The organism is Pseudomonas sp. PA-4-8C, assembly GCF_021606625.1.
Taxonomy (GTDB): domain Bacteria; phylum Pseudomonadota; class Gammaproteobacteria; order Pseudomonadales; family Pseudomonadaceae; genus Aquipseudomonas; species Aquipseudomonas lactis.
The window spans coordinates 1-23,011 of sequence record NZ_WKCD01000012.1; the positions used below are offsets into that span (position 1 = coordinate 1).

A 23,011-nucleotide genomic window follows, 5' to 3' on the forward strand; every position below is an offset into this window, starting at 1 on the left:
CCACACGACAAAAGATCTTGTTTTTTTTTTAAAAGAAAAAACGGAAACCAGACCACCAACCAACAGTCTGGGGGCCTGGGAGATGTGAAAAAGAGAAAAACCCAAAAAAAAAAACCGCCGCTGCAAAACCCGCCGCCAAAACTGCCGCCAAGCCGCTGGTTAAAGCCGCCGCCAAGCCGGCTGCAAAACCCGCTGCGAAAGCGCCAGCCAAAGCCGCTGCGAAACCTGCGGCCAAGCCAGCGGCTAAAACCGCTGCGGCCAAACCGGCTACCAAGCCTGCCGCTAAGCCAGTGGCCGCTAAAGCCGCCGCGAAACCTGCAGCTAAACCGGCTGCCAAACCTGCGGCTAAAACCGCTGCTGCTAAACCTGCTGCCAAGCCCGCCGCTGCGAAACCTGCGGCCAAACCTGCCGCGGCCAAAAAGCCTGCGGTAGCGAAAAAACCGGCAGCCGCAAAGCCCGCCGCAACGGCCAAGCCAGCCACGGCGCCAGCACCGGCCGCTTCTACCGCCAATTCGGTGTCCGCACCGACGCACGCGGCTGCTACCCCGACTGCTACGCCGGCTACCCCGACGCCATCCAGTCAGTCCTGATTTCTACGGGACACAAAAAACGCCCGGTCTGCGAAGATCGGGCGTTTTTTATGCAAGCCTGAAAAACGCCGCATGCCCCATTTTTGTAGGAGCGAGCTTGCTCGCGAAAAACTCAAAGACGCCGTGTTTATTCAGGAAGCCCCCGTTATCGTTGACGTTTTTCGCGAGCAAGCTCGCTCCTACATGTTTAATCAACGTCATCCAGGTACTTCAAGGCGAACTTCTCGGTCGCCTGCCGCGCCGTCGGCAGCAGATGCGGCGCCACCAGCATCATGATCTGGTACACCACCACCCGCACTTCACCTTCACGGTCCAGAATCCGTTGGTAATCCAGGGAAAACAGCAACGTCAGGGTGATCTGCTCCACCAGTTGCCCCAACGCCTGGGTATCACTGACCAGTTGCCCAGCCGCCTTCAACCGCGCAAGCAATGACGCCAATGTGCGCTTGAGCGCCGTGAGCAAGTGACGGATCCCCTTGGCCAGCTTGGGCAAGCGCCCGGCCAGGTTCGACAGGTCCTGGAACAGGAACCGGTAGTGGGCCATGCGCTCGACAATCAGGTGCAGGAACAGCCAGTAATCCTCGGCCTCCAGTTGCGCATCGGCGGGAGGGTCCAGCAGTGGCGCCAGCTCAGATTGAAAACGCTCGAACAACCCGAGCACCAAGGGCTCCTTGCCGTGGAAGTGGTAGTAGAGGTTGCCGGGGCTGATCCCCATTTCATTGGCCACCTCCATGGTCGACACGTTTGGTTCGCCTTTGTGGTTGAACAACTGCAGGGCACATTCAAGGATACGGTCGCGGGTCTTCATCCAGTCTTCTTAAAGTTGATCGCTGAGCTCAGCGCACCCGCACGTAAGTGCCCGGCGCCGCTTCCATCGGTGGGTAATTCTGGTTGCCCAGGGCGGTGAGAGTTTCGCGTTGTACACCGGAGCGTTTTTGCACCCACTCCAGCCACTGCGGCCACCAACTGCCCTCGACGTGCTGGGCGTCGTAATACCAGGCGCGCGGGTCGCTGCTCAGCTTGGGGTTCTCGACGTAGTTGGCCTTGGGGTTGCCCGGCGGGTTGAGGATGCTCTGGATATGCCCGCTGTTGGACAGCACAAAGCGCCGCTCGCCACCCAGCAGTTGCGTGGAGCGGTACACCGCATCCCACGGGGTGATGTGATCGTTGATGCCGGCCACGCTGAAGCTGTCCACCGCGACCTTGCGCAAGTCGATGGGCGTGCCGCACACCTCCAGCCCACCGGGATGGCTCAGGGGGTTGTGCTTGAAGAAGTCCAGCAGGTCGCCGTGCAAGGCGGCGGGCAGGCGGGTGTTGTCGTTGTTCCAGTACAGGATGTCGAATGCCGGCGGTTCCTTGCCCAGCAGGTAATTGTTGATCCAGTAATTCCAGATCAGGTCGTTTGGGCGCATCCAGGCAAACACCTTGGCCATGTCGCGACCATCCAGCACGCCTTGCTGGTAGGAGCGGCGCTTGGCGGCCTCCAGGGTTTGCTCATCGGCGAATAGGGTTGCGGGGCTGTCGATCTGGCTGTCCAGCAGGCTCACCAGGTAACTGGCGCTGGAGATGCGCCGCAACTGGCGCTTGGCTTGCAGGTGGCCTTGCAGCGCGGCGATGGTCAGGCCGCCGGCGCAGGCGCCCATCAGGTTGACCTCGCGGGCGCCAGTGATGGCCCGGCACACGTTGAGCGCTTCCTCCAGCGCCGCCACGTAGGTGGACAGGCCCCATTCGCGATGCCGCACGTCCGGGTTACGCCAGCTGACCATAAAGGTCTGCAGGCCGTTTTTGAGCGCGTATTGCACAAAGCTGTTGGCCGGGCTCAGGTCGAAGATGTAGTACTTGTTGATTTGCGGCGGCACCACCAGCAGTGGCTTGGCGTACTGTTTTTCGCTCATGGGCTTGTATTGGATCAGCTCCAGCAGCTCATTGCGAAACACCACCGAACCGGGCGTGGTCGCCACGGTCTTGCCCACTTCGAAAGCGTGCTTGCTGACCTGGCGCGGCAAACCGTTGTTGTGCAGCAGGTCTTCGAACAAATTACTCACGCCACGCACTACGCTGTTGCCGCCGGAGTTGATCAACTCCTTGATCGCCAGCGGGTTGAGCAGGGTGTTGGAAGGGGACACGGCATCGTTGAGCAGGGCGAAGGCGAACTGCGCGCGGGCGCGATCATCGTCACTGAGGGCGCTGTCATCGATCCACTGCCGTGTCTGTTTTTGCCAGCTCAGATAGGCTTGCAAGCTGCGGCGGTACAGCGGGTTGAGCTTCCAGGTGGGGTCGCTGAAGCGATGGTCCCTGGGGTTGGGTTCGTGCACGGTCTCACCCAGCAGCACGCGGCCCAGTTGGCCGCTCAGGGCCAGGGCGTGGCGGGCGGTGTGCACCGGGTTGCGCAGGCCATGCGCGGCCACGGTACGCAGGGTCGACAGCAAGTCCCGGCCACGCAGGCCGGTGATCGCATTTTGTGCGTTGATGAACGTAGCGGGGGTGGGCGCCGGGTTCGTCACGGGTCTTTCTCGCATGAGCCAACACTCCTTCGTCAAGACATCAAGCAGGCACGCCAATCCAGAACCATAGTCGGTTCCTGGCAAGTTGCGCGGTGGTGTGTTCCTTCACACCGCCGGTCGCGGATGTATCACGGCGCGCAGGCGCTCCTCTTCGAGAAACTTCATGATGATCGGCGCCACGGCTTCGGCCCGGGTGATCAGGAACAGGTGGCCGTCATCGATGATGTGCAACTGTGCATTGGGGATGCGCCAGGCGAGCAGGCGCATGTTGACCAGCGGGATCAGCGGGTCATCGTCGCCGGCCAGCACCAGGGTGGGCTGGCGGATGTTGTGCAGCCAATGAATGCTGGTCCAGCCCAACCCGGCGAACAGCTGCCAGTAGTAACCCAGCTTGCCGGCCGAGCGCACCTTGCTGGCGTGTTCGGCGGCCAGTTTGGAATCACGGCGGAACGAGCCGCCATAAATCATCGGTGCAATGCGCACCACATGGGACGGTTGGATATAACGCCTGGGGCTTGCCATCAGCCACAAGACTTTCGGTTTGCCCGGCACCATGAAGGCACCGGCCGCCGTGGCCGCCAGGATCAATTTCTTGCAGCGCTCGGGGTAGTCATAGGCGAACTGCTGGGCCAGCGCGCCGCCCCAGGACACGCCCACGGCGTTCACTTGGCCGTAGTCCAGGTAGTCGAGCATGCGTGCGGTGAGCTTGGCCAGGCCGGGGAAACGGTAGGGCCGGTTCGGCGTCGAGGAACCGCCCACGCCGGGCACGTCGAAGGCGATCACTTCCAGGTCCGGGTCCAGGGCCTGGACGAACGGAAACACCAGCTCAAGGTTGGCGCCGATGCCGTTGAAGATCAGCAGGGGCGTCAAGTGCGGCTTGCCCGGACGCACCGCCGTGCGGATGGTCTGGCCATCCAGGTCGATGGTACGGAAGATGAACGGTTGCGGCATGCTCAAGCCCTGTGAAGTGGTGCTATTGGTCTGTAGGAACTCGGTCAGTGTGGGAGCTGGCTTGCCTGCGATGGCATTCTTTCAGGCCGCGATTAGTGAGCAGGCCCATTGCTATCGCAGGCAAGCCAGCTCCCACATCTGATCTCATTTCAATCACAAGAATGCCTAGCGTTCATGTACATAGGTACCCGGCGCCGCTTCGGCGGCGGCATAGGTTTTATTGCCTAATGTCGTCGGGGCTTTTTTCAGTTTCCCCGCCCGTTCCGCCTGCCACACCTGCCAATGCAGCCACCACGAATCGGTGTGCTTGGTCGCATCTTCCTGCCACTCCAGCGCACTGCCGGCCAAGCCCTCGCTGGTCTGGTAACGCGCCTTGGGGTTGCCCGGCGGGTTGAGGATGCTCTGGATATGCCCACTGCTGGACAGCACAAACTCGACCTTGCCACCGAACAACTGCGCTGACTTGTAGCAGGACTGCCACGGCGTGATGTGGTCGTTGGTGCCGGCCAGGGAATAGATATCGGCGGTGACCTGCTTGAGGTCGATAGGCGTGCCGCACACTTCCAGAGCGTTGGGGCGTACCAGTGGGTTGTTTTTGAACAGTTCGATCAGGTCGCCATGGAACGCCGCCGGCAAGCGGGTGGTGTCGTTGTTCCAGAACAGGATGTCGAATACCGGCGGCTCGTTGCCCAGCAGGTAGTTGTTGACCCAATAGTTCCAGATCAGGTCGTTGGGGCGCATCCAGGCAAAGACCTTGGCCATGTCACGGCCTTCCAGCACGCCGGCCTGGTAAGAGTGGCGCTTGGCCGCTTCCAGGGTCTGTTCATCCACAAACAGCGCCACCTGGGTGTCCAAGGTGGTATCCAGCACGCTCACCAGCAGGGTCAGGGCGTTGACCTTCTTCTGCCCCAGCGCCGCGTAGTGGCCCAACAGCGCGGTGCAGGTGATGCCGCCGGAGCAGGCGCCGAGCATATTCACGTCTTTGCTGCCGGTAATCGCCGTGACCACATCGACCGCTTCCTTCAGCGCCTCGATATAGGTGGATAGCCCCCATTCGCGCTGGGCCTTGGTGGGGTTGCGCCAACTGACGATAAAGGTCTGCTGGCCATTGCGCAGGCAGAAGCGCGCCAGGCTTTTATCCGGGCACAGGTCGAAGACGTAGAACTTGTTGATCTGCGGCGGCACCACCAGCAGCGGGCGTTCGTGTACCTGTTCGGTAATGGGCTTGTACTGGATCAGCTCCAGCACATCGTTGCGAAACACCACCGCGCCTTCGCTGGTGCCCAGGGTCTTGCCGACTTCGAAGGCGCCCATGTTGACCTGGCTGGGCATGCCGCCGTTATGCACCATGTCCTTGGCCAGGTGGGACAGGCCGTCGAGCAGGCTTTTGCCGCCGGTTTCAAAGAAGCGTTTGACCGCCGCCGGGTTGGCCGTGCTGTTGGTGGGGGCCATGGCTTCGGTCATCAGGTTGATCACGAAATGGCCACGGCTGATGTCTTGTGCCGACAGGTTGCTGTCGTCGATCCAGTCGTGAAGTTCCTTGCGCCACGCCAGGTAAGTCTGCAAATAACGTTTGTAGAGCGGGTTCTGGCTCCAGGCCGGGTCGTTGAAGCGACGGTCGTCGCCCTCGGGCACCAGTGCGGATTTTCCGAACATCACATTCTTCAATTCAACGCCAAAGTGGGCGACGTGCTTGACGCTGTGCAACGGTTGCTTGATGGCTTGGGTCAGCACCATCTTGGCCGAGGCCAATAAGTCCTTTTTGCGTAACGCGATGATCGGGTTCAACCCCAGGGTGTTTTCCGAGGCCTGGCGTTTCAAGTCATCGTTATTCTTGTTACTCATCTACGACGCTCCATTGTCCGAAAGACGAGTACCGGCGATTGCTGCGCACCCAATTTCGATACACGACACCAGCCTGGTACTGCGACTCGGGTGACCGTTGATACCGCATCGTCAAATGCAGGGAACTTGCCAGCTCCATTGGTTACCCGAGTTTATTTTTTTTCGCAAGCGGGCCAATCGTTGGCCACGCGACAGGGCATTCAAGCAGATGAAATTAGAAAATGCGCTCTAAACAGCAAGACCCTTGGGCTAGAGCATCAGCCGCACGACCGACTCACTCGGATCGCGGGTTTTTCCAGCGGCTTTGAGCTCGGCCAGGTAGTCGGCCCACAAAGCCTCCTGACGTACGGCCAATTGATAGAGGTAGTCCCAGGTGAACAGTCCGCTGTCATGACCGTCGTCGAAGGTCAATTTCAGTGCGTACTGGCCGGCCGGTTCCAGCTTGATCAACCGGACGTTGAGCTTGCCGAATTGCAGGATGGGTTTGCCGTGGCCCTGGACCTCGGCGGAAGGTGAGTGCACCCGCAGGAATTCGGCGGGCAACTGGTAGGTTTCATCCGGCCCGTAGGTCAGGCCGAGGGTGTTGGAGGTTTTGTGCAGGTTTACTGCGGTAGGAAATTTCGACATTGGAGATAACCCTGTAGGAACCGGCTCAAAATGTGAGAGGGACCAATGTGGGAGCTGGGCTTGCCCGCGATGCAGGCACCTCGGTGTTTCAGGAACACTGAGGTGATGCTATCGCAGGCAGGCAGGCCAGCTCCCACACAAGCCACTCTCACATTGAGTGAGGCTTACAGGATATAACGAGACAAGTCTTCGTTCTGCGCCAATTCGCCCAAGTGGCTGTTGACGTAATCAGCATCGATCTTGATCGCTTCGCCATTCTGCGCACCGGCCATGTCGCCGGCACTGAAGGACACTTCCTCCAGCAGGCGCTCAAGCAAGGTATGCAGGCGACGGGCACCGATGTTCTCGGTCTTCTCGTTGACCTGCCAGGCGATCTCCGCCAGGCGCTTGATCCCGTCTGCCTGGAATTCGATACCCAGCCCTTCGGTTTTCAGCAACTCGCGGTACTGCTCGGTGAGCGAGGCATGCGGCTCGCTGAGGATGCGCTCGAAGTCGCCCGGCGTCAGCGCCTTGAGCTCCACCCGAATCGGCAAGCGGCCTTGCAGCTCGGGCACCAGGTCGCTGGGCTTGCTCAGGTGGAAAGCACCGGAAGCGATAAACAGGATGTGGTCAGTCTTGACCATGCCCAGCTTGGTGTTGACCGTGCAGCCCTCGATCAGCGGCAGCAAATCGCGCTGCACGCCTTCGCGGGACACATCCACGCCGCCTGAGTTGCCTCGCTTGGCCACTTTGTCGATCTCGTCGATAAACACGATGCCATGTTGCTCGACCGCTTCCAGGGCCTTGGCCTTGAGTTCTTCCTCATTGACCAGGCGCCCGGCTTCTTCGTCGCGCACGAGCTTGAGCGCCTCTTTCACCTTGAGCTTGCGGCTTTTCTTCTTGCCCTTGCCCATGTTGGCGAACAGGTTCTGCAGCTGGCTGGTCATTTCTTCCATGCCAGGCGGGGCAGAAATATCCACGCCGGACACTTCAGCCACTTCGATCTCGATTTCCTTGTCATCCAGCTGGCCTTCACGCAGGCGCTTGCGGAACAGCTGGCGAGTGTTGGAATCGGTAGCCGGTGCGGCGTCTTCGTTGAAACCCATGCGTGCCGGTGGCAACAGGGCGTCGAGGATGCGCTCTTCAGCGGCGTCTTCGGCGCGGTGGCTGACCTTGGTCACTTCCTGTTCGCGCAGCATCTTCAGGGCGGCGTCAGCCAGGTCACGAATGATCGACTCGACATCGCGGCCCACATAGCCGACTTCGGTGAACTTGGTCGCTTCGACCTTGATGAACGGTGCATTGGCCAGTTTGGCCAGGCGCCGGGCGATCTCGGTTTTACCCACGCCGGTGGGGCCGATCATCAGGATGTTCTTGGGCGTTACTTCAACGCGCAGTTCTTCCGGCAGTTGCATCCGGCGCCAGCGGTTACGCAGCGCAATGGCAACGGCGCGCTTGGCATCGTCCTGGCCGATGATATGGCGATTGAGTTCATGGACGATTTCGCGGGGAGTCATGGACATAGTGTTTGGCGGCCTCAAGCCTGAATAAGCCCAGGGCTTACTCGGCGAGGTCCTGCTCCTCAATGGTCTGGTTGTGGTTGGTGAACACGCAGATATCGCCAGCGATACCCAGGGCGGTCTCGACGATTTCACGGGCCGACAGGTCGGTTTTCTTCAACAGCGCGCTGGCCGCAGCCTGGGCGTAGCCGCCGCCGGAACCCATGGCGATCAGGCCATGCTCGGGTTCAACCACGTCGCCGTTGCCAGTGATGATCAGGGAAGCGTCTTTGTTCGCAACCGCGAGCATGGCCTCCAGGCGGCTGAGGGAGCGGTCGGTGCGCCATTCTTTGGCTAGTTCCACAGCGGCGCGCACCAGGTGGCCCTGGTGTTTCTCAAGCTGGCCTTCGAAACGCTCGAACAGTGTAAAGGCGTCGGCGGTTGCGCCTGCGAAGCCGGCAAGCACCTGGCCGTGGTACAGGCGGCGCACTTTCTTGGCGTTGCCTTTCATCACGGTGTTGCCCAGGGAAACCTGGCCGTCGCCGCCCATGACAACTTTGCCGTGGCGACGTACTGAAACGATGGTGGTCAAGGGGAGAGTCTCCACGCAGCGGGGCGAAAATGCCCTGATGGAAACTCATATGGGGGTGGCGAGGGGGATTTCAACCGTAGGAAGGCAGGGCGGACGAGTGGTGATCGTTCCCACGCTCCGCGTGGTAATGCCGCCTTGGGCGCTCTGCGCCTGCTCTGTGACGCAGAGCGTCAAGGGGCACGTTCCCACGCGGAGCGTGGGAACGATCAGTGGGTATGCGTCAGCGGCTCTGGCGTTGTTGTAACAACAGGTTGCTAAACCCTGCGCCGGCCAATTGCTTTTGCGCCACGGTCAGCTGTTCACGGTTGCTGAACGGCCCCACCAATACGCGATACCAGGTCGCGTCCTTCACCGTGCCAGACTCCACCGATACCGACTGGCCCAACAGAATGATCTGTGCGCGTACACGGTCCGCATCCGCCTGTTTCGGGAACGAACCCGCTTGCAGGAAGAACTTGGTCACCGGCGCAGCCTTGGTGGCTGCCACGGGCGGTGCTGGCGGCGGCGTGATGCCGGCCAGCGCGGCCTGGGCGCGCGCGGTGTCGATTTTCGCCGCTTCTGCTGGGGTTACCGGCGTGGTCGGCACCTGTGGCGTCGGCAGGGTTTTTTCCGGCACGGCGTCAGGCGGCACGATCACTTCCGACTCCGGCAGCAGCGTGTAGAAGTCGTACTTGGGCTTTACCGGTGCAGTCGGGCTCGGCGCGGTCTTGTTGGCTTCGGCGATTTTCGTGGCCTTTTGCTGCTCCTGTTTGACGCGCTTGACGTCATCGCCCTGGCCGGGCTCCAGCTTCATCAGAAACACGATAAATGCGCCGACCGTAAGGCCGATGGCCATCCACAGCCAACCCGGAATCGGTTGCTTCGCCGGGGCCTGGTAGCGGCTGGCGCCGCGCTTGGGTGCAGGTTTTTTCTTGGCAGCCAACTTACATACGCTCCAGAGTTTCCAGGCCCAAGAGTTCCAGGCCTTGCTTGAGGGTGCGTCCAGCCAATGCGGCAAGGCGCAGGCGACTTTGTTTCTGGGCTTCGTCGTCGGCGGTCAGGATCGGGCAGTTCTCGTAGAAACTGGAGAACAGGCCGGCCACTTCGTACAAATAGGTGCACAGGATGTGCGGCGTGCCTTTTTCGCCAACGCTGTTGAGCACTTCGCCAAATTGCGCGAGCTTGGCCGCCAGTTCCTGTTCATGGGCGGCGTCCAGCGCGATCTGGCCTTGGACTTCGCTGAAGTCCTTGCCCAGTTTGCGGAATACCCCGGCCACGCGGGTGTAGGCGTACAGCAGGTACGGTGCGGTGTTGCCTTCGAAATTGAGCATCAGGTCGAAGTTGAAGCTGTAGTCGCTGGTGCGGTGCTTGGACAGGTCGGCGTATTTCACCGCGCCAATGCCCACCACGCGGGCAATGTTGCGCAGGTCGGCCTCGGCCAGCTCCGGGTTCTTTTCCTTCACCAGGTTGTAGGCACGCTCCTGGGCTTCGGTCAGCAGGTCGATCAGCTTCACGGTGCCGCCGTCGCGGGTCTTGAAGGGGCGGCCATCGGCGCCGTTCATGGTGCCAAAGCCCATGTGCTCCATGTGCATCGGGTGGGTGACGAAACCAGCGCGGCGCGCCACTTCGAACACCTGCTGGAAGTGCAGGGCCTGGCGCTGGTCGACGAAGTACAGCGCACGGTCAGCCTTGAGCACGCCACTGCGGTAACGCACGGCGGCCAGGTCAGTGGTGGCGTAGAGGTAGCCGCCATCGGCCTTGACGATGATCACCGGCAGCGGCTCGCCGTCGGCGGTCTTGAATTCTTCGAGGAACACGCACTGGGCGCCGTTGCTCTCGACCAGCAGGCCCTTGGCCTTGAGGTCGTTGACCACGTTGATCAGGTCGTCGTTATAGGCGCTTTCGCCCATCACGTCGGCCATGGTCAGTTTCACGTTGAGCAGCTCGTAGATTTCCTGGCAGTGGGACAGGGAAATTTCACGGAAGCGGTTCCACAGCGCCAGGCACTCTTCGTCGCCGGCTTGCAGCTTGACCACCAGGCCCCGGGCGCGGTCGGCAAACTCTTCAGACTCGTCGAACCGCTTTTTGGCGGCACGGTAGAAGTTTTCCAGGTCGGCCAATTCGTTGCTGGTGATCGGGTTTTCTTGCAGGTAGGCCATCAGCATGCCGAACTGGGTACCCCAGTCGCCCACGTGGTTCCGGCGGATCACGGTGTCGCCGAGAAACTCCAGCACCCGTGCCACGCCGTCGCCAATGATGGTGGAGCGCAGGTGGCCCACGTGCATTTCCTTGGCCAGGTTCGGCGCCGAAAGGTCAATGACCACGCGCTGGCTGTCGCCGGCCTTGCGAGCACCGATGCGGGCATCGGCCAGGGCGGCATCCAGGCGCAACGCCAGGGCCTGGGTGTTCTGGAAGAAGTTGATAAAACCAGGGCCGGCGATTTCGGCCTTGGTGACACTGGCGTCAGCCGGCAGGGCTGCGATGATTTTTTCGGCCAGGTCGCGCGGTTTCATGCCGGCCGGCTTGGACAGCATCATCGCGATGTTGCTGGCGAAGTCGCCATGGGTCTTGTCGCGGGTGTTCTCCACCTGGATCGCCGGCGACAGGCCTTCAGGCAACACACCTTCGTTGACGAGTTGGGTGAGGGCTTGTTGGATCAGCTGGCGAATGGTGTCTTTCATGGTGTTCTCTTTCGACCGCAAGCGGCGGCGCGCGATGCGCAGGTGGAAAAACTGGGCATTATCCGTGGCGAGGGCGGGCTTGCCAACCGTTCAGACTATATGGCGGACCTGCGGGCCTCTTCGCGGGCAAGCCCGCTCCCACATTTAAGGGTATTCACATTTCATAATGTGGGAGCTGGCTTGCCTGCGATGACGTAATTACCCTCAATACAAATCTACCGGGTCTACATCCAACGACCATCGCACCTGCCGGCCGCTGGGCAGTTGCTCCAGCTCAAGCATCCAGCGATTTAATAGCCGATGCAGCGGCGCGCGCGAGGTTGCCTGCAAGAGTAGCTGAGCGCGATAACGTCCGGCGCGCCGCTCCATGGGCGCTGGCACCGGGCCGAGTAATTCGATGCCGCTGAGGGCCAACTCGCCCAATAAACGTTCGGCGGCGCTACAGGCTTCATCAAGAAAGCCTTCAGCCTGGCCGGGCTTGTGGGCCTCGGCACGCAGCAGCGCCAGGTGCGCAAAGGGCGGCAGGCCAGCGGCGCGGCGTTCGCTCAAGGCCTGTTCGGCGAAGGCAAAGTAGCCCTGTTCCGTCAGTTGAATCAGCAGCGGGTGGTCGGCCAGGTGCGTCTGGATAATCACCCGGCCTGGCTCTTCGGCCCGCCCGGCGCGCCCCGCCACCTGCACGATCAACTGCGCCATGCGTTCGCTGGCGCGAAAATCGCCGGAGAACAGCCCGCCATCGGCATCCAGGATCGACACGAGCGTCACCCGTGGGAAGTGATGCCCTTTGGCAAGCATCTGCGTGCCCACCAGGATGCACGGTTGGCCCTTGTGGATGGTGGTGAACAGTTGGTTCATGGCGTCTTTGCGCGACGTGCTGTCGCGGTCGACCCGCAGCACCGGGTAATCCGGGAACAGAATGCCCAGGCGTTCTTCGGCGCGCTCGGTGCCGGCGCCCACGGGCCGCAGGTCCACCTTGCCGCACTGCGGGCAATGGCGCGGTACCCGTTCCACATGGCCGCAGTGATGGCAGCGCAACTCGCCGTGGCGCTGGTGCACGGTCATGCGCGCATCGCAGCGCTCGCACCCAGACATCCAGCCGCAGTCATGGCACAGCAGCGTTGGGGCAAAGCCGCGGCGGTTGAGAAACACCAATACCTGCTGGCCGGCGGCGAGGGTCTGGCCGATCACCTGTTGCATCGGGCCGGAAATCCCGCTGTCCAGCGGGCGGCTTTTCACGTCCAGGCGCAGGAAGCGCGGTTGTTTGGCGCCACCGGCGCGCTCGTTCAAGCGCAGCAGCCCGTAACGGCCGGTGTAGGCGTTATGCAGGCTTTCCAGGGAAGGCGTTGCCGAGCCCAGCACAATCGGGATGTCTTCCTGGCGGGCGCGCACCAGCGCGAGGTCGCGGGCGTGGTAGCGCAAACCTTCCTGCTGTTTATAGGAGCCATCGTGCTCCTCGTCGACGATGATCAGCCCGGGGTTTTTCATCGGCGTGAACAGTGCTGAACGCGTGCCGATAATAATGTCGGCCTCGCCGTCCCGCGCTGCCAGCCACGACTCCAGGCGTTCACGGTCATTGACTGCCGAGTGCACCAGGGCGATACGGGCATTGAAGCGCTGTTCGAAACGCGCCACGGTCTGCGGGCCCAGGTTGATCTCCGGGATCAGCACCAGTGCCTGCTTGCCGGCCTGCAGGGTCTCGCGGATCAGTTGCAAATAGACTTCGGTCTTGCCACTGCCGGTGACGCCGGCCAGCAGGAACGCGTGGAAACTGTCGAAACCGGCGCGAATCGCCTCATACGCGGCGCGTTGCTCGGGGTTGAGCGGCAACTCCGGCTGGGCCAGCCAATGTTCGTGGCGCGGGTCCGGGGCGTGCTTGCGGATTTCCACCTGCACCAGGCCTTTGGCCAGCAGCAGGTCGAGGCTGTCTTTGCTCAGCATCAGCTTGCTTAATAGCTGGTGGGCCACGCCGTGGGGATGCTGCGCCAAGGTGGCCAGGGCCTCACGCTGGCGCGGGGCGCGAGCGATGCGCGGGTCGTCGAGGCGGGCGCCGGGCGCCATCGACCAGAAACGCTCCTGGCGCGCTTCGGCCAGTTCGCCCTGGCGCAGCAGCACAGGCAGCGCCCAGCTCAAGGTATCGCCCAGGCTGTGTTGGTAATACTGCGCGGTCCACAGGCACAGCTTGAACAGTGCGGGCGGCAGCGGCGGCGTGGCGTCGAGCAAGGCAATCGCCGGCTTGAGCTTTTCGGCAGGCACTTCGCTGTGGTCGGTGACTTCCACCAGAATACCGATCAGTTCCCTGCGCCCGAACGGCACGCGCACGCGCATGCCCGGCTGCAACTGCGCACGCGACACGCCGGGCGGGGCCCGGTAATCGAACAGGCGGCGCAGGGGCGAGGGCAGGGCTAGGCGCAAAATGGCGTCGGGCACGCGAGGAGTCTCATCTATATAGGCAAGCGGTGGCGCAGGGGCGCGAGCCTAGCAGACCGGGGGTGTCACGTCTCCAGTACTGGGATCGGATCTCCAGGACGGCTCAGCCTTCTGTGGGAGCTGGCTTGCCTGCGAAAGCGCTGGTGCAGTAACAAATGCAGTGACTGACACACCGCCTTCGCGGGCAAGCCCGGCTCCCACATTGACGGCGCAGTGCCAGGAATTTCTGATGAAAGGGAGTTTTCGGCCATTACCGTCGCTTGCGCGATTAAAAAGGTCTGGTAGAATCCGCGGCCTAATTACGTGCGGTATTCGACAATAGTGTCGAGTGGCGGCACGCTAGCCTGAGGAAGTGCCATGAAAGCCGATATCCATCCAGCGTACGAAACCATCGTAGTTACCTGCAGCTGCGGCAACAAGTTCGAAACTCGTTCGAACCTGTGCAAGCCACTGGGTACTGACGTATGCAACGAGTGCCACCCGTTCTACACCGGTAAGCAGAAAACTCTGGACACCGGCGGCCGCGTACAGCGCTTCGCAGATCGCTTTGGTGCTTTCGGCAAGAAGCCTGCTACTCCAGCAGAGTAAGGTTCAAGAGCCTTATGGGCTTTTACCCGCTGTTGAAAAAGGCGTCCCTTGTGGGCGCCTTTTTTGTGCCTGGGATTTGGTTGGCGACCGCCCAGGCCCAAGCATTCTGCCCCGCCCCGGCGGCCATCGCCCGGGTCGAGGTGCAGCGTGTGGTGGATGGCGACACGGTGCGGTTCAAGGATGGTCGCAGCGTACGCATGATCGGCCTCAACGCGCCGGAAACCGGCAAGAAGGGTCTCCCTGACGAGCCATTTGCCGTCGCCGCGCGCCAGCGCCTGCAGGCATTGGTCAAGGCCAGTGATGGGCGCGTCGGCCTGGTGCCGGGGCGCGAAGGCAAAGACCATTATGGGCGCACCCTGGCTCACCTCTACGGCGCCAATGGCGAGAACCTGGAGGCGCAACTGCTGGCCGAGGGTCTGGGGTACCAAGTGGGCGTGGCGCCTAATGTGGACCTGGTTGCCTGCCAGCAGGCGGCCGAAAACAGCGCTCGCCAGGCACGGCTCGGCCTGTGGCGCCAATCGCCGGTGCAAAGCGTGGCCAATCTCAAGCGCTCCGGGTTTGCCCTGGTGGCTGGTCGGGTCAGCAAGGTTGAGCGCAATCGCGGCGGAATCTGGATTGAACTGCAGGGTTCACTGGTATTACGCATTGCGCCCGAGTTGATCAGCCAATTCGATACGGCCATGCTCAATGGTCTGCAAGGCCGCACCCTGGAGGCGCGTGGCTGGGTGCAGGATCGCGCCCGCCGTGGCAGCCTGAAAAAAGGCCAAGCACGCTGGCTGTTGCCAATAACCGACCCTGGCATGCTGAAATCGGCGCTTTGAATAAAAAATTGTAGACATTTTTTATTTCGATTGTGAACAGTTGAGCCCTTGTATCCCGTGGCTCTTGGCCAAAAGTCGTAGCCCAGGGCCCTTGACACCTGTGACTGCCCAGTCTTGTAGGGACTTTACGACACGCGTATCCTCGGCGGTCCGTCGACCAACAGTAAAAGCGGAATGCCGATATGTCTGATTTGAAAACTGCCGCTCTCGAATACCATGCCAATCCTCGTCCAGGAAAGCTGAGTGTAGAGCTCACCAAAGCCACTGCCACAGCCCGCGACCTGTCGCTGGCCTACAGCCCTGGTGTTGCCGAACCCGTACGTGAAATCGCCCGTGACCCAGAGCTGGCGTACAAGTACACCGGCAAAGGCAACCTGGTTGCAGTGATTTCCGATGGCACCGCGATTCTTGGCCTGGGTAACCTCGGCCCATTGGCTTCCAAGCCAGTCATGGAAGGTAAGGGCGTGCTGTTCAAGCGCTTTGCCGGCATCGACGTTTTCGACATCGAAGTCGATTCCGAAAGCCCGCAGGCGTTCATCGACACCGTCAAGCGCATTTCCATCACGTTCGGTGGCATCAACCTGGAAGACATCAAGGCACCTGAGTGCTTCGAGATTGAAAAGGCCCTGATCGAGCAGTGCGACATTCCGGTATTCCACGATGACCAGCACGGCACCGCGATCGTTACCGCAGCCGGCATGATCAACGCCCTGGAAATCGCTGGCAAAACCCTGGGCGAGGCGAAAATCGTCTGCCTGGGCGCCGGTGCCGCAGCCATTTCCTGCATGAAGCTGATCATCAGCATGGGCGCCAAGCTGGAAAACATCTACATGGTCGACAGCAAGGGCGTGATCCAGTCCGAGCGTACCGACCTGAACCAGTACAAGGCGATGTTCGCCCACCCGTCCTCCAAGCGCACCCTGGCTGACGCCCTCGACGGTGCCGACGTGTTCGTTGGCCTGTCCGGCCCGAACCTGCTGAGCGCTGAAGGCCTCAAATCCATGGCGCCGAACCCTATCGTGTTCGCCTGCTCCAACCCGGATCCGGAAATCGCTCCTGAGCTGGCCCACGCCACCCGCAGCGACGTGATCATGGCCACCGGCCGTTCGGACTACCCGAACCAGGTCAACAACGTATTGGGCTTCCCGTTCATCTTCCGTGGTGCCCTGGACGTTCGCGCCAAGCGCATCAACGAAGAAATGAAAGTGGCTGCTGCCAACGCCCTGCGTGAGCTGGCCAAGCTGCCGGTACCTCAGGACGTGTGCGACGCCTACGGTGGCGCCAAGCTGGAATTCGGTCGTGAGTACATCATTCCCAAACCAATGGACAAGCGCCTGATCACCCTGATCTCCGATGCCGTGGCCAAGGCCGCGATCGAGACTGGTGTGGCTACCCTGCCGTATCCAAAGAACTACCCGCTGCAAAGCGTGGATGATGTGTTCAACGGCTAAGCCGTTATAGCGCACCCACAAAAAAGCCCCGGCTGAGTGATCAGTCGGGGCTTTTTTGTGGGTAGCGAGCGCCTATGGCTGGTCGTTCCCACGCTCTGCGTGGGAATGCCCACCTGGACGCTCCGCGTCGGCTTTTAAGGTCGTGACGCAGAGCGTCACAGGATGCATTCCCACGCGGAGCGTGGGAACGATCGGCCGATCAGCGTGATCAGGTCAGAACAAATCGATCGGCGCGCCTTCATCCGCCGGCAGCGGGCTGCCCGGCACTACACCGTTGCCCAGTTCATTGACCGACGGCGGCGTGTCTTCACTCTTGAACAGCTCGAAGTACGCATTCGGTGTGCTTGGGGAGGCCGCGCGGCCACTGATGGGGTCGATGCGCAGGCTGAGGATGCCTTCCGGTTCCGGCTGGGTGTGCAGCGGCTTGTCCTTGAGGGCGGCGCCCATGTAACTCATCCAGATCGGCAGGGCGACGGTGCCACCGAATTCGCGGCGGCCCAGGCTTTCCGGTTGGTCATAGCCGGTCCACACGGTGGTCACGTAGTCGCCGTTGTAACCGGAGAACCAGGCGTCCTTGGATTCGTTGGTAGTACCGGTCTTGCCGGCGATATCCGCACGGCCCAGGGCCAGTGCGCGGCGGCCGGTGCCCTTCTTGATCACGTCTTGCAGGATGCTGTTGAGGATATAAGTGGTACGGCCATCCACGATGCGCTCGGCAACTGCTGGCGCTTGCGGTTCAGCGGGTGCGCCGGCGTTTGCGGCCGCTGGCGTGCCTGGCGTCGGCTCGATGGTGATACCGCCGTTGCTCGGTGCTGCGAGCCCGTCGGTGGCGGCCACGCCATTGACCACATCGCCGGGTACCCGTGGCGGGTTGGCGGTGAACAGGGTGTCGCCATTGCGGCTTTCGATCTTATCGATCAGGTACGGCGCGATCTTGTAGCCGCCGTTGGCAAAGGTGCTCCAGCCGGTGGCGATTTCCATTGGCGTGAGGGTTGCGGTACCCAGGGCCAGGGACAGGTTCGGCGGCAGGTCAGACTTGGCGAAGCCAAAGCGCGTCATGTAGTCGATGGTCTTGCCTACGCCCATCGCCTGCAGCAGGCGGATCGACACCAGGTTGCGCGACTTGTACAACGCCTCGCGGATGCGGATCGGACCGAGGAAGGTGTTGGTGTCGTTCTTCGGGCGCCAGACCTTGTCCAGGTATTCATCGACAAACACGATTGGTGCGTCGTTGACCAGGCTGGCGGCGGTGTAGCCGTTGTCCAGCGCGGCACTGTAGACAAACGGCTTGAAGCTGGAGCCTGGCTGGCGCTTGGCCTGGGTGGCGCGGTTGTAGTTGCTCTGCTCGAAGGCAAAACCGCCGACCAGCGCGCGGATTGCACCGTTCTGCGGGTCCAGGGACACCAGGGCGCCCTGGGCGAGCGGCACCTGGCTGAATTTGAGGCTGTCATCCTTCTGGCGTTGCACGCGGATCAAATCGCCAACCTGGGCCACGTCGGAGGGCTGCTTGGGCATCGGGCCCATGCTGTTGGTGTTCAGGAACGGGCGTGCCCACTTCATGCTGTCCCAGGCTACATGGGCTTCGCCAGAGCGGGTCAGCACTTGGATACCGTCTTTCGATACCTGGGTAACGATGGCCGGGTCCAGGCCGCTGATCGAACGCTGTTTGCCCAATTCGGTGGTCCAGGCACTCAGGGTCTTGCCCGGCAGGCGCGACTCGGGGCCGCGGTAGCCGTGACGCTGGTCATAAGTGATCAGGCCTTCATGTACCGAATGGTTGGCGATTTCCTGCAAATTGCTCGGTACCGTCGTGGTCACGCGGAAACCTTCGGTGTAGGCCTCGCTGCCATAACGGCCGACCATCTCGGCGCGGGCCATTTCAGCGATATAGGGTGCATTCACTTCCGGCGTCGGCACGTGATAGCTGGCATTCAGCGGTTCGGCCACGGCGCTTTCATAAGCGGCCTGGTCGATCTTGCCCAGCTTGTACATGCGGCCCAGGATCCAGTCGCGGCGTTCTTTACTGCGCGCCGGGTTGGCCAGCGGGTTGAAGCGCGACGGCGCCTTGGGCAGGCCAGCAATCATTGCCATTTGCGCCAGGCTGGCGTCACGAATTGACTTGCCGTAGTAGACCTGCGACGCGGCCTCGATGCCGTAGGCGCGGTTGCCCAGGTAAATCTTGTTGACGTACAGCTCGAGGATTTCATCCTTGGTCAGCTGGCGTTCGATCTGCAGCGCCAGCAGGATTTCGGTGGCCTTGCGGGAAAAGCTGCGCTCGCTGGTAAGGAAGAAGTTCTTCGCCACCTGCATGGTGATGGTGCTGCCGCCGGATTGAATGTGTCCGCTTTTTACCAATTGCGTGGCTGCGCGCACCAGGCTGCTGGGATCTACGCCGTAGTGGTTGGCGAAATTATCGTCTTCGGCGGACAGCAATGCGCTGATGAAATTGGGCGGAATGTCGGCAAAACGGATCGGTGTGCGGCGCATTTCGCCGAACTCCGCGATCAGTTTTTCATCGCTGCTGTAGACCCGCAAAGGAATCTGCAACTGGATACTTCTGAGGGCCTCTACGGAGGGCAAACCCGGACTAAGGTAGAGGTAGGCCCCGCTGAATACGAGCAGCAGCCCGCAGACGATGGCGACAATGGAGTACCCGAAAAACTTCAGCAGACGAATCAAGGCTTTTGGATTTCCAGAGAAAAGAAAGAGTTACGCGTCGGGGCATGCATGGCAAACGATGGATCGACCCGGGCAGCAGATAAAAAGCGGGAAAAAACGCTGGGCATTAAAGCATTTTTCGGCTTGGGGCGTCATTCGCGAGCCTTGAACAAGCCGACCGAATGCAAGGTGCCTGGCAGCAATCAGGCGAGATGACAGCCGGTATGACAGGGAAAGTTTTGGGGAGTTTTATGGGAAAGGGATATTTCAGGCGAAAAGTCGACACGGTGTTGGGGGTCGATATCAATGACAGCGGTATCAAGTTGATCGAACTGGGCCGTTCGTCCGGCGGTTTCAGCGTCCAGGGCTACGTCACGCAAGTTTTGCCGCCCCACGCGGTGGTCGATGGCACCCTGCTGGACCTTGAAACCGTGGGGCGGGTGCTGCAACAGGCGCGGTCGAGATTGGGGTCCTCGGCCCGATACGCTGCCGTGGCGGTTGCAGGCCCGTCGGTGATTACCCGGCTGATTGACATGGACGCCGGCCTCAGCGACGAGGAAATGGCCTGGAAGATCCAGATGGAAGCCGACCAGTTCATCCCTTATCCATTGGATGAAGTGGCCATCGACTTTCAGGTTCAAGGGCCATCGGCTCAAGGCCCGCAGTGGGTAGAGGTGATGCTGGCGGCGTGCCTGCGCGAGCAGGTCGAAGCGCGCGAGGCGGTTTTGGCCCTGGCGGGGCTGGTGCCGCGAGTGGTCGATGTAGAAGGGTTTGCATTGCAGCGCGCTTGCCTTCAGGATTTTGCCAGCTTCACGCCGGGTCATAGAGTCGATGGTGCACAATGGGCCTTGGATGCCCAAGGGATGGGAGTGGCTTGCGGGCTGGCCCTGAGGAGTTTCGCTGGATGACACGAATCAATCTTTTGCCTTGGCGCCAGGCCCTGGCGCAGCGCAGGCGCAAATACCTGTTGGTGCTATTGCTGGCGTTTGCCTGCGTGGCGCTCGCGGCATTGTGGTTGGCTGATCAAGTGATCGACCAGGCGATAGACCGGCAGGTAAGCCGCAACAGCCGCCTGGAAGAGCACATCGCCACCCAGGACTCGCGCATCAAGACCATCGACGATCTTCAGGAGCGAAGCCAGCAACTGGCCGAACGCATGAAGGTGGTGCAGGACCTGCATGATGCCCGCTCTTCCGGGGCTCGATTGTTCGAGCAATTGGCTCGTGCGGTGCCTGAAGGTGTCCATCTGCATGAGGTGGTCGCAAACGGCGACACCATCAGCATTCGCGGCACAGCTGAAAGCAACCAGGATATCGCCCGTTTGATGCAGCAGCTCAAGCCAGCCCAGGGCTCCAGTTCGACCCGCCTGCAGCGCGTGCAGGCCGAAGGTGCGCGCGGTGAAAGTGAATTCCAGCTGATGGTGCGCCAGGGGGAATCCAGCGAGGCGCAACCATGAGCCTGCCCAGGCTCGATTTTTCCATGCTCTCTGACAACGCTGCTAAATGGTCCCTGCCGGGCAAGGTGCTGCTTGGCTGTGCGCTGGCCGGCGTGGTGCTGGCGATAGGTGAAGTTTCGCATGGGGGGCCGCAGCGGGAGCGATTGCACGGGCTTGAGGCGCGGGAGCAGGCGCTGCAGCAGCAACTCACAGAAAAGACCGGCTTGGCCGCCAGCCTTGAACTGCGCACCCAGCAGGTGCGGAGCATGGAAGACAATGTTGCCAGCCTTCTCGGGCAATTGCCCGGCGAGCCCGAGGTGCCAGCCGTGCTGGAAGACCTCGCCCGGCTGGCGGCTGCCCATGGGGTGTGGGTTGAAGGCATCAGTGTGCTGGATGAAATTCCTCGGCAGCTTTATATCGAACAACCCATGCAGATAAGCGCCTCCGGGGCTTACCACGACCTGGCGACGTTTGTCGGTGCCTTGGGTGGGTTGCCTCGGGTAGTTACCGTGCAGGACGTTACGCTTGGGCATCAGGGCGCCTTGCTGCGTCTGAACATGCTCGCCAAGACCTATCGTGGCACCCTGCAAAACGGCAAGGCCCGTCAGGTACTCGATCCCGGGCCGCCATTTGTCTACGCCCCGTCGTCCCTGCGCGACCCGTTCAAGCCGCCTGCCTTGCAAGCAGTCCATGTGCCTGGCCGGCCCGCTCTTGCACCGAATTTCACCCGGCCACGGGGGCTGTTGGAGGGTATGCGCCTGGAACAGTTCGAAATGGTCGGCACGCTGTCCAGGGGTATGCAGGCTTTCGCCTTGCTGCGCGCTGGAGCCAGGGTGTATCGACTGGCGGTGGGTGATTACCTGGGGCCGGATCATGGCCAGGTCACGGCCATCCAGGACGCGGCTGTCGAGCTGGTGGAGCTGTTTCCCGATGGACAGGGCGCTTGGTTGCAACGCCCGCGAACCCTTGTGCTGAACGTCAACTCATAACGGAATCAAACAATGAAAAGGACCTTCTCGTCCTTCGGTGTGGCGCTATGGATAGCGTTCACGGCACCGATGGCTGCTGCTGTGCCCAATCGCCTGGACCTGATCCAACTGCCGCCGCCTGACAGTGCCTCGTCGGTCAGCTATACAGGCGCCAAACTGACTCTGAACTTCCAGGAAATCGACCTGCGCGCGGTATTGCAGCAAATCGCCGATGTCGCCGGGCTCAACCTGGTGACCAGTGATGAGGTGCAGGGCTCGATCACTCTGCGGCTCAAGGATGTGCCCTGGGACCAGGCGCTGGACCTGGTGCTGCAAACCAAGGGCTTGGACAAGCGGGTCAAGGCGGGCGTGTTGCTGGTGGCGCCCGCCGATGAATTGGCCGCTCGCGAGCTGTTGATGCTGGAGTCGCGCAAGCAGATGGCCGAACTGGCGCCCTTGCGGCGGGAGCTGCTGCAGGTCAATTACGCCAAGGCCGCCGACCTGGCCAAGCTGTTTCAGTCGGTGACCGGCTTTGAGGGCGCCACCGATGAGCGCGGTTCGGTGGCGGTGGATGACCGCACCAACAACATCATTGCCTACCAGACTGGCGAGCGGCTCGAAGAGCTGCGGCGCATCGTGGCGCAGTTGGATATCCCGGTACGCCAGGTCATGATCGAGGCGCGAATTGTGGAGGCCAATGTCGACTACGACAAAAGCCTGGGTGTGCGCTGGGGTGGGCGGCTCACACGCGGCCACGGCGGCGTTGGGGGTATTGCCAAGCCGCAGGCAGACGGCGCCGAGCCGCCGCAAAACCCGCCCAGTTCACCCTTTGTCGACTTGGGGGCGCTGGCCGGAACCTCGGGCCTGGGGATCGCCTATATCACCGACAACCTGTTGCTGGACCTTGAGCTGACTGCCATGGAAAAAACCGGCAACGGTGAGATCGTCTCGCAGCCCAAGGTCGTCACCTCCGACAAAGAGACTGCACGCATCCTCAAGGGCACCGAGATTCCTTACCAGGAATCCACCTCCCAGGGCGCCACCTCGGTGTCGTTCAAAGAGGCTTCGCTGTCGCTTGAAGTCACGCCGCAAATCACCCCTGACGACCATGTGATCATGGCGGTCAAGGTCACCAAGGATGAGCCCGACTACCTGAACCGCCTCAATGACGTGCCGCCGATCAAGAAAAACGAGGTCAACGCCAAGGTTCTGGTCAGGGATGGCGAGACCATCGTCATTGGCGGGGTTTTCTCCAATACCCAAAGCAAAGTGGTAGATAAAGTGCCATTTTTGGGCGATGTGCCGTATCTTGGCCGCCTTTTCCGGCGCGATGTGCTGGCGGAGAAAAAATCCGAGCTGCTGGTATTCCTGACTCCGCGTATCATGAATAACCAGGCGATTGCTGTGAGTCGTTGATTC

General features: G+C 61.4%; 17 protein-coding genes and 2 pseudogenes. 8 read left to right on the forward strand and 11 right to left on the reverse strand.

From position 1 onward, the window contains the following. Positions 1-116: 116 nt before the first annotated feature. Positions 117-590: pseudogene (locus GIW04_RS03965) on the forward strand (hypothetical protein); the annotation flags it as partial. Positions 591-777: 187 nt separating this feature from the next. Here GIW04_RS03965 and GIW04_RS03970 read toward each other — a convergent pair. The 10 genes from GIW04_RS03970 to GIW04_RS04015 all read right to left on the reverse strand — a co-directional run bounded on the left by GIW04_RS03970 (position 778) and on the right by GIW04_RS04015 (position 13,671). Then, positions 778-1,398, reverse strand: a complete 621-nt coding sequence (locus GIW04_RS03970; protein ID WP_003187893.1) for a TetR/AcrR family transcriptional regulator — start codon at positions 1,396-1,398, stop codon at positions 778-780. A gap of 28 nt (positions 1,399-1,426) precedes the next feature. Further along, entirely contained in the window at positions 1,427-3,109 is a 1,683-nt protein-coding gene (gene phaC / locus GIW04_RS03975) for a class II poly(R)-hydroxyalkanoic acid synthase (RefSeq protein WP_120247907.1), read from the reverse strand. 90 nt (positions 3,110-3,199) lie between these two features. Beyond that, entirely contained in the window at positions 3,200-4,045 is an 846-nt protein-coding gene (gene phaZ / locus GIW04_RS03980; RefSeq protein WP_120247908.1) for a poly(3-hydroxyalkanoate) depolymerase, read from the reverse strand. A gap of 165 nt (positions 4,046-4,210) precedes the next feature. Beyond that, the gene (phaC, locus tag GIW04_RS03985; protein WP_094774368.1) at positions 4,211-5,890 is read right to left on the reverse strand and encodes a class II poly(R)-hydroxyalkanoic acid synthase; all 1,680 of its coding nucleotides are present in this window, start codon (positions 5,888-5,890) and stop codon (positions 4,211-4,213) included. Between the two features lie 249 nt (positions 5,891-6,139). Continuing rightward, positions 6,140-6,517, reverse strand: a complete 378-nt coding sequence (locus tag GIW04_RS03990) for a gamma-butyrobetaine hydroxylase-like domain-containing protein (protein ID WP_003187897.1) — start codon at positions 6,515-6,517, stop codon at positions 6,140-6,142. Between the two features lie 164 nt (positions 6,518-6,681). Continuing rightward, positions 6,682-8,019 (reverse strand): ATP-dependent protease ATPase subunit HslU, encoded by a 1,338-nt coding sequence (gene hslU / locus GIW04_RS03995; RefSeq protein ID WP_003187898.1) that lies wholly within the window; start codon positions 8,017-8,019, stop codon positions 6,682-6,684. A 37-nt stretch (positions 8,020-8,056) separates the two neighbouring features. Beyond that, complete coding sequence (hslV, locus tag GIW04_RS04000; RefSeq protein ID WP_003171209.1) at positions 8,057-8,587, reverse strand: ATP-dependent protease subunit HslV; 531 nt, start codon at positions 8,585-8,587, stop codon at positions 8,057-8,059. A 220-nt stretch (positions 8,588-8,807) separates the two neighbouring features. Next, on the reverse strand, positions 8,808-9,509 hold the full coding sequence (locus GIW04_RS04005; protein WP_003187899.1) for an SPOR domain-containing protein: 702 nt from the start codon (positions 9,507-9,509) through the stop codon (positions 8,808-8,810). Between the two features lies 1 nt (position 9,510). Further along, positions 9,511-11,247, reverse strand: coding sequence for an arginine--tRNA ligase (argS, locus tag GIW04_RS04010; RefSeq protein WP_236478932.1), 1,737 nt, complete (start codon positions 11,245-11,247; stop codon positions 9,511-9,513). Positions 11,248-11,451: 204 nt separating this feature from the next. Then, positions 11,452-13,671: a primosomal protein N' gene (locus GIW04_RS04015; RefSeq protein ID WP_120247909.1), complete on the reverse strand. Its 2,220-nt coding sequence runs from the start codon at positions 13,669-13,671 to the stop codon at positions 11,452-11,454. A 357-nt stretch (positions 13,672-14,028) separates the two neighbouring features. Between GIW04_RS04015 and rpmE the strand changes: the two genes are divergently transcribed. The 3 genes from rpmE (at position 14,029) to GIW04_RS04030 (ending at position 16,531) form a co-directional block, all read left to right on the forward strand. Next, positions 14,029-14,259, forward strand: coding sequence for a 50S ribosomal protein L31 (gene rpmE / locus GIW04_RS04020; protein ID WP_003187904.1), 231 nt, complete (start codon positions 14,029-14,031; stop codon positions 14,257-14,259). 14 nt (positions 14,260-14,273) lie between these two features. Beyond that, positions 14,274-15,080, forward strand: a complete 807-nt coding sequence (locus GIW04_RS04025) for a thermonuclease family protein (RefSeq protein WP_120247910.1) — start codon at positions 14,274-14,276, stop codon at positions 15,078-15,080. Positions 15,081-15,262: 182 nt separating this feature from the next. Then, complete coding sequence (locus GIW04_RS04030; protein ID WP_003187906.1) at positions 15,263-16,531, forward strand: malic enzyme-like NAD(P)-binding protein; 1,269 nt, start codon at positions 15,263-15,265, stop codon at positions 16,529-16,531. A gap of 213 nt (positions 16,532-16,744) precedes the next feature. Here the strand turns inward: GIW04_RS04030 and GIW04_RS04035 are convergent, their stop codons facing one another. Continuing rightward, a complete protein-coding gene (locus GIW04_RS04035; RefSeq protein WP_410174405.1) occupies positions 16,745-19,207 on the reverse strand; it encodes a penicillin-binding protein 1A in 2,463 nt (820 codons plus the stop codon). A gap of 233 nt (positions 19,208-19,440) precedes the next feature. Here GIW04_RS04035 and pilM point away from each other — a divergent pair, with 233 nt between their 5' ends. The 4 genes and pseudogenes from pilM to GIW04_RS04055 all read left to right on the forward strand — a co-directional run. Next, a complete protein-coding gene (gene pilM / locus GIW04_RS04040; RefSeq protein ID WP_169856546.1) occupies positions 19,441-20,097 on the forward strand; it encodes a type IV pilus assembly protein PilM in 657 nt (218 codons plus the stop codon). Beyond that, positions 20,094-20,645 carry a PilN domain-containing protein gene (locus GIW04_RS04045; RefSeq protein WP_003187909.1) on the forward strand — a complete coding sequence of 184 codons (552 nt, stop codon included), beginning with the start codon at positions 20,094-20,096 and terminating at the stop codon, positions 20,643-20,645. The genes pilM and GIW04_RS04045 overlap by 4 nt, the downstream gene beginning before the upstream one ends. Then, on the forward strand, positions 20,642-21,613 hold the full coding sequence (locus GIW04_RS04050) for a pilus assembly protein PilP (protein WP_120247911.1): 972 nt from the start codon (positions 20,642-20,644) through the stop codon (positions 21,611-21,613). Before GIW04_RS04045 ends, GIW04_RS04050 begins: the two co-directional genes overlap by 4 nt. A gap of 141 nt (positions 21,614-21,754) precedes the next feature. Further along, a pseudogene (locus GIW04_RS04055) lies at positions 21,755-23,008 on the forward strand (type IV pilus secretin PilQ); the annotation flags it as partial. Between the last annotated feature and the right edge of the window lie 3 nt (positions 23,009-23,011).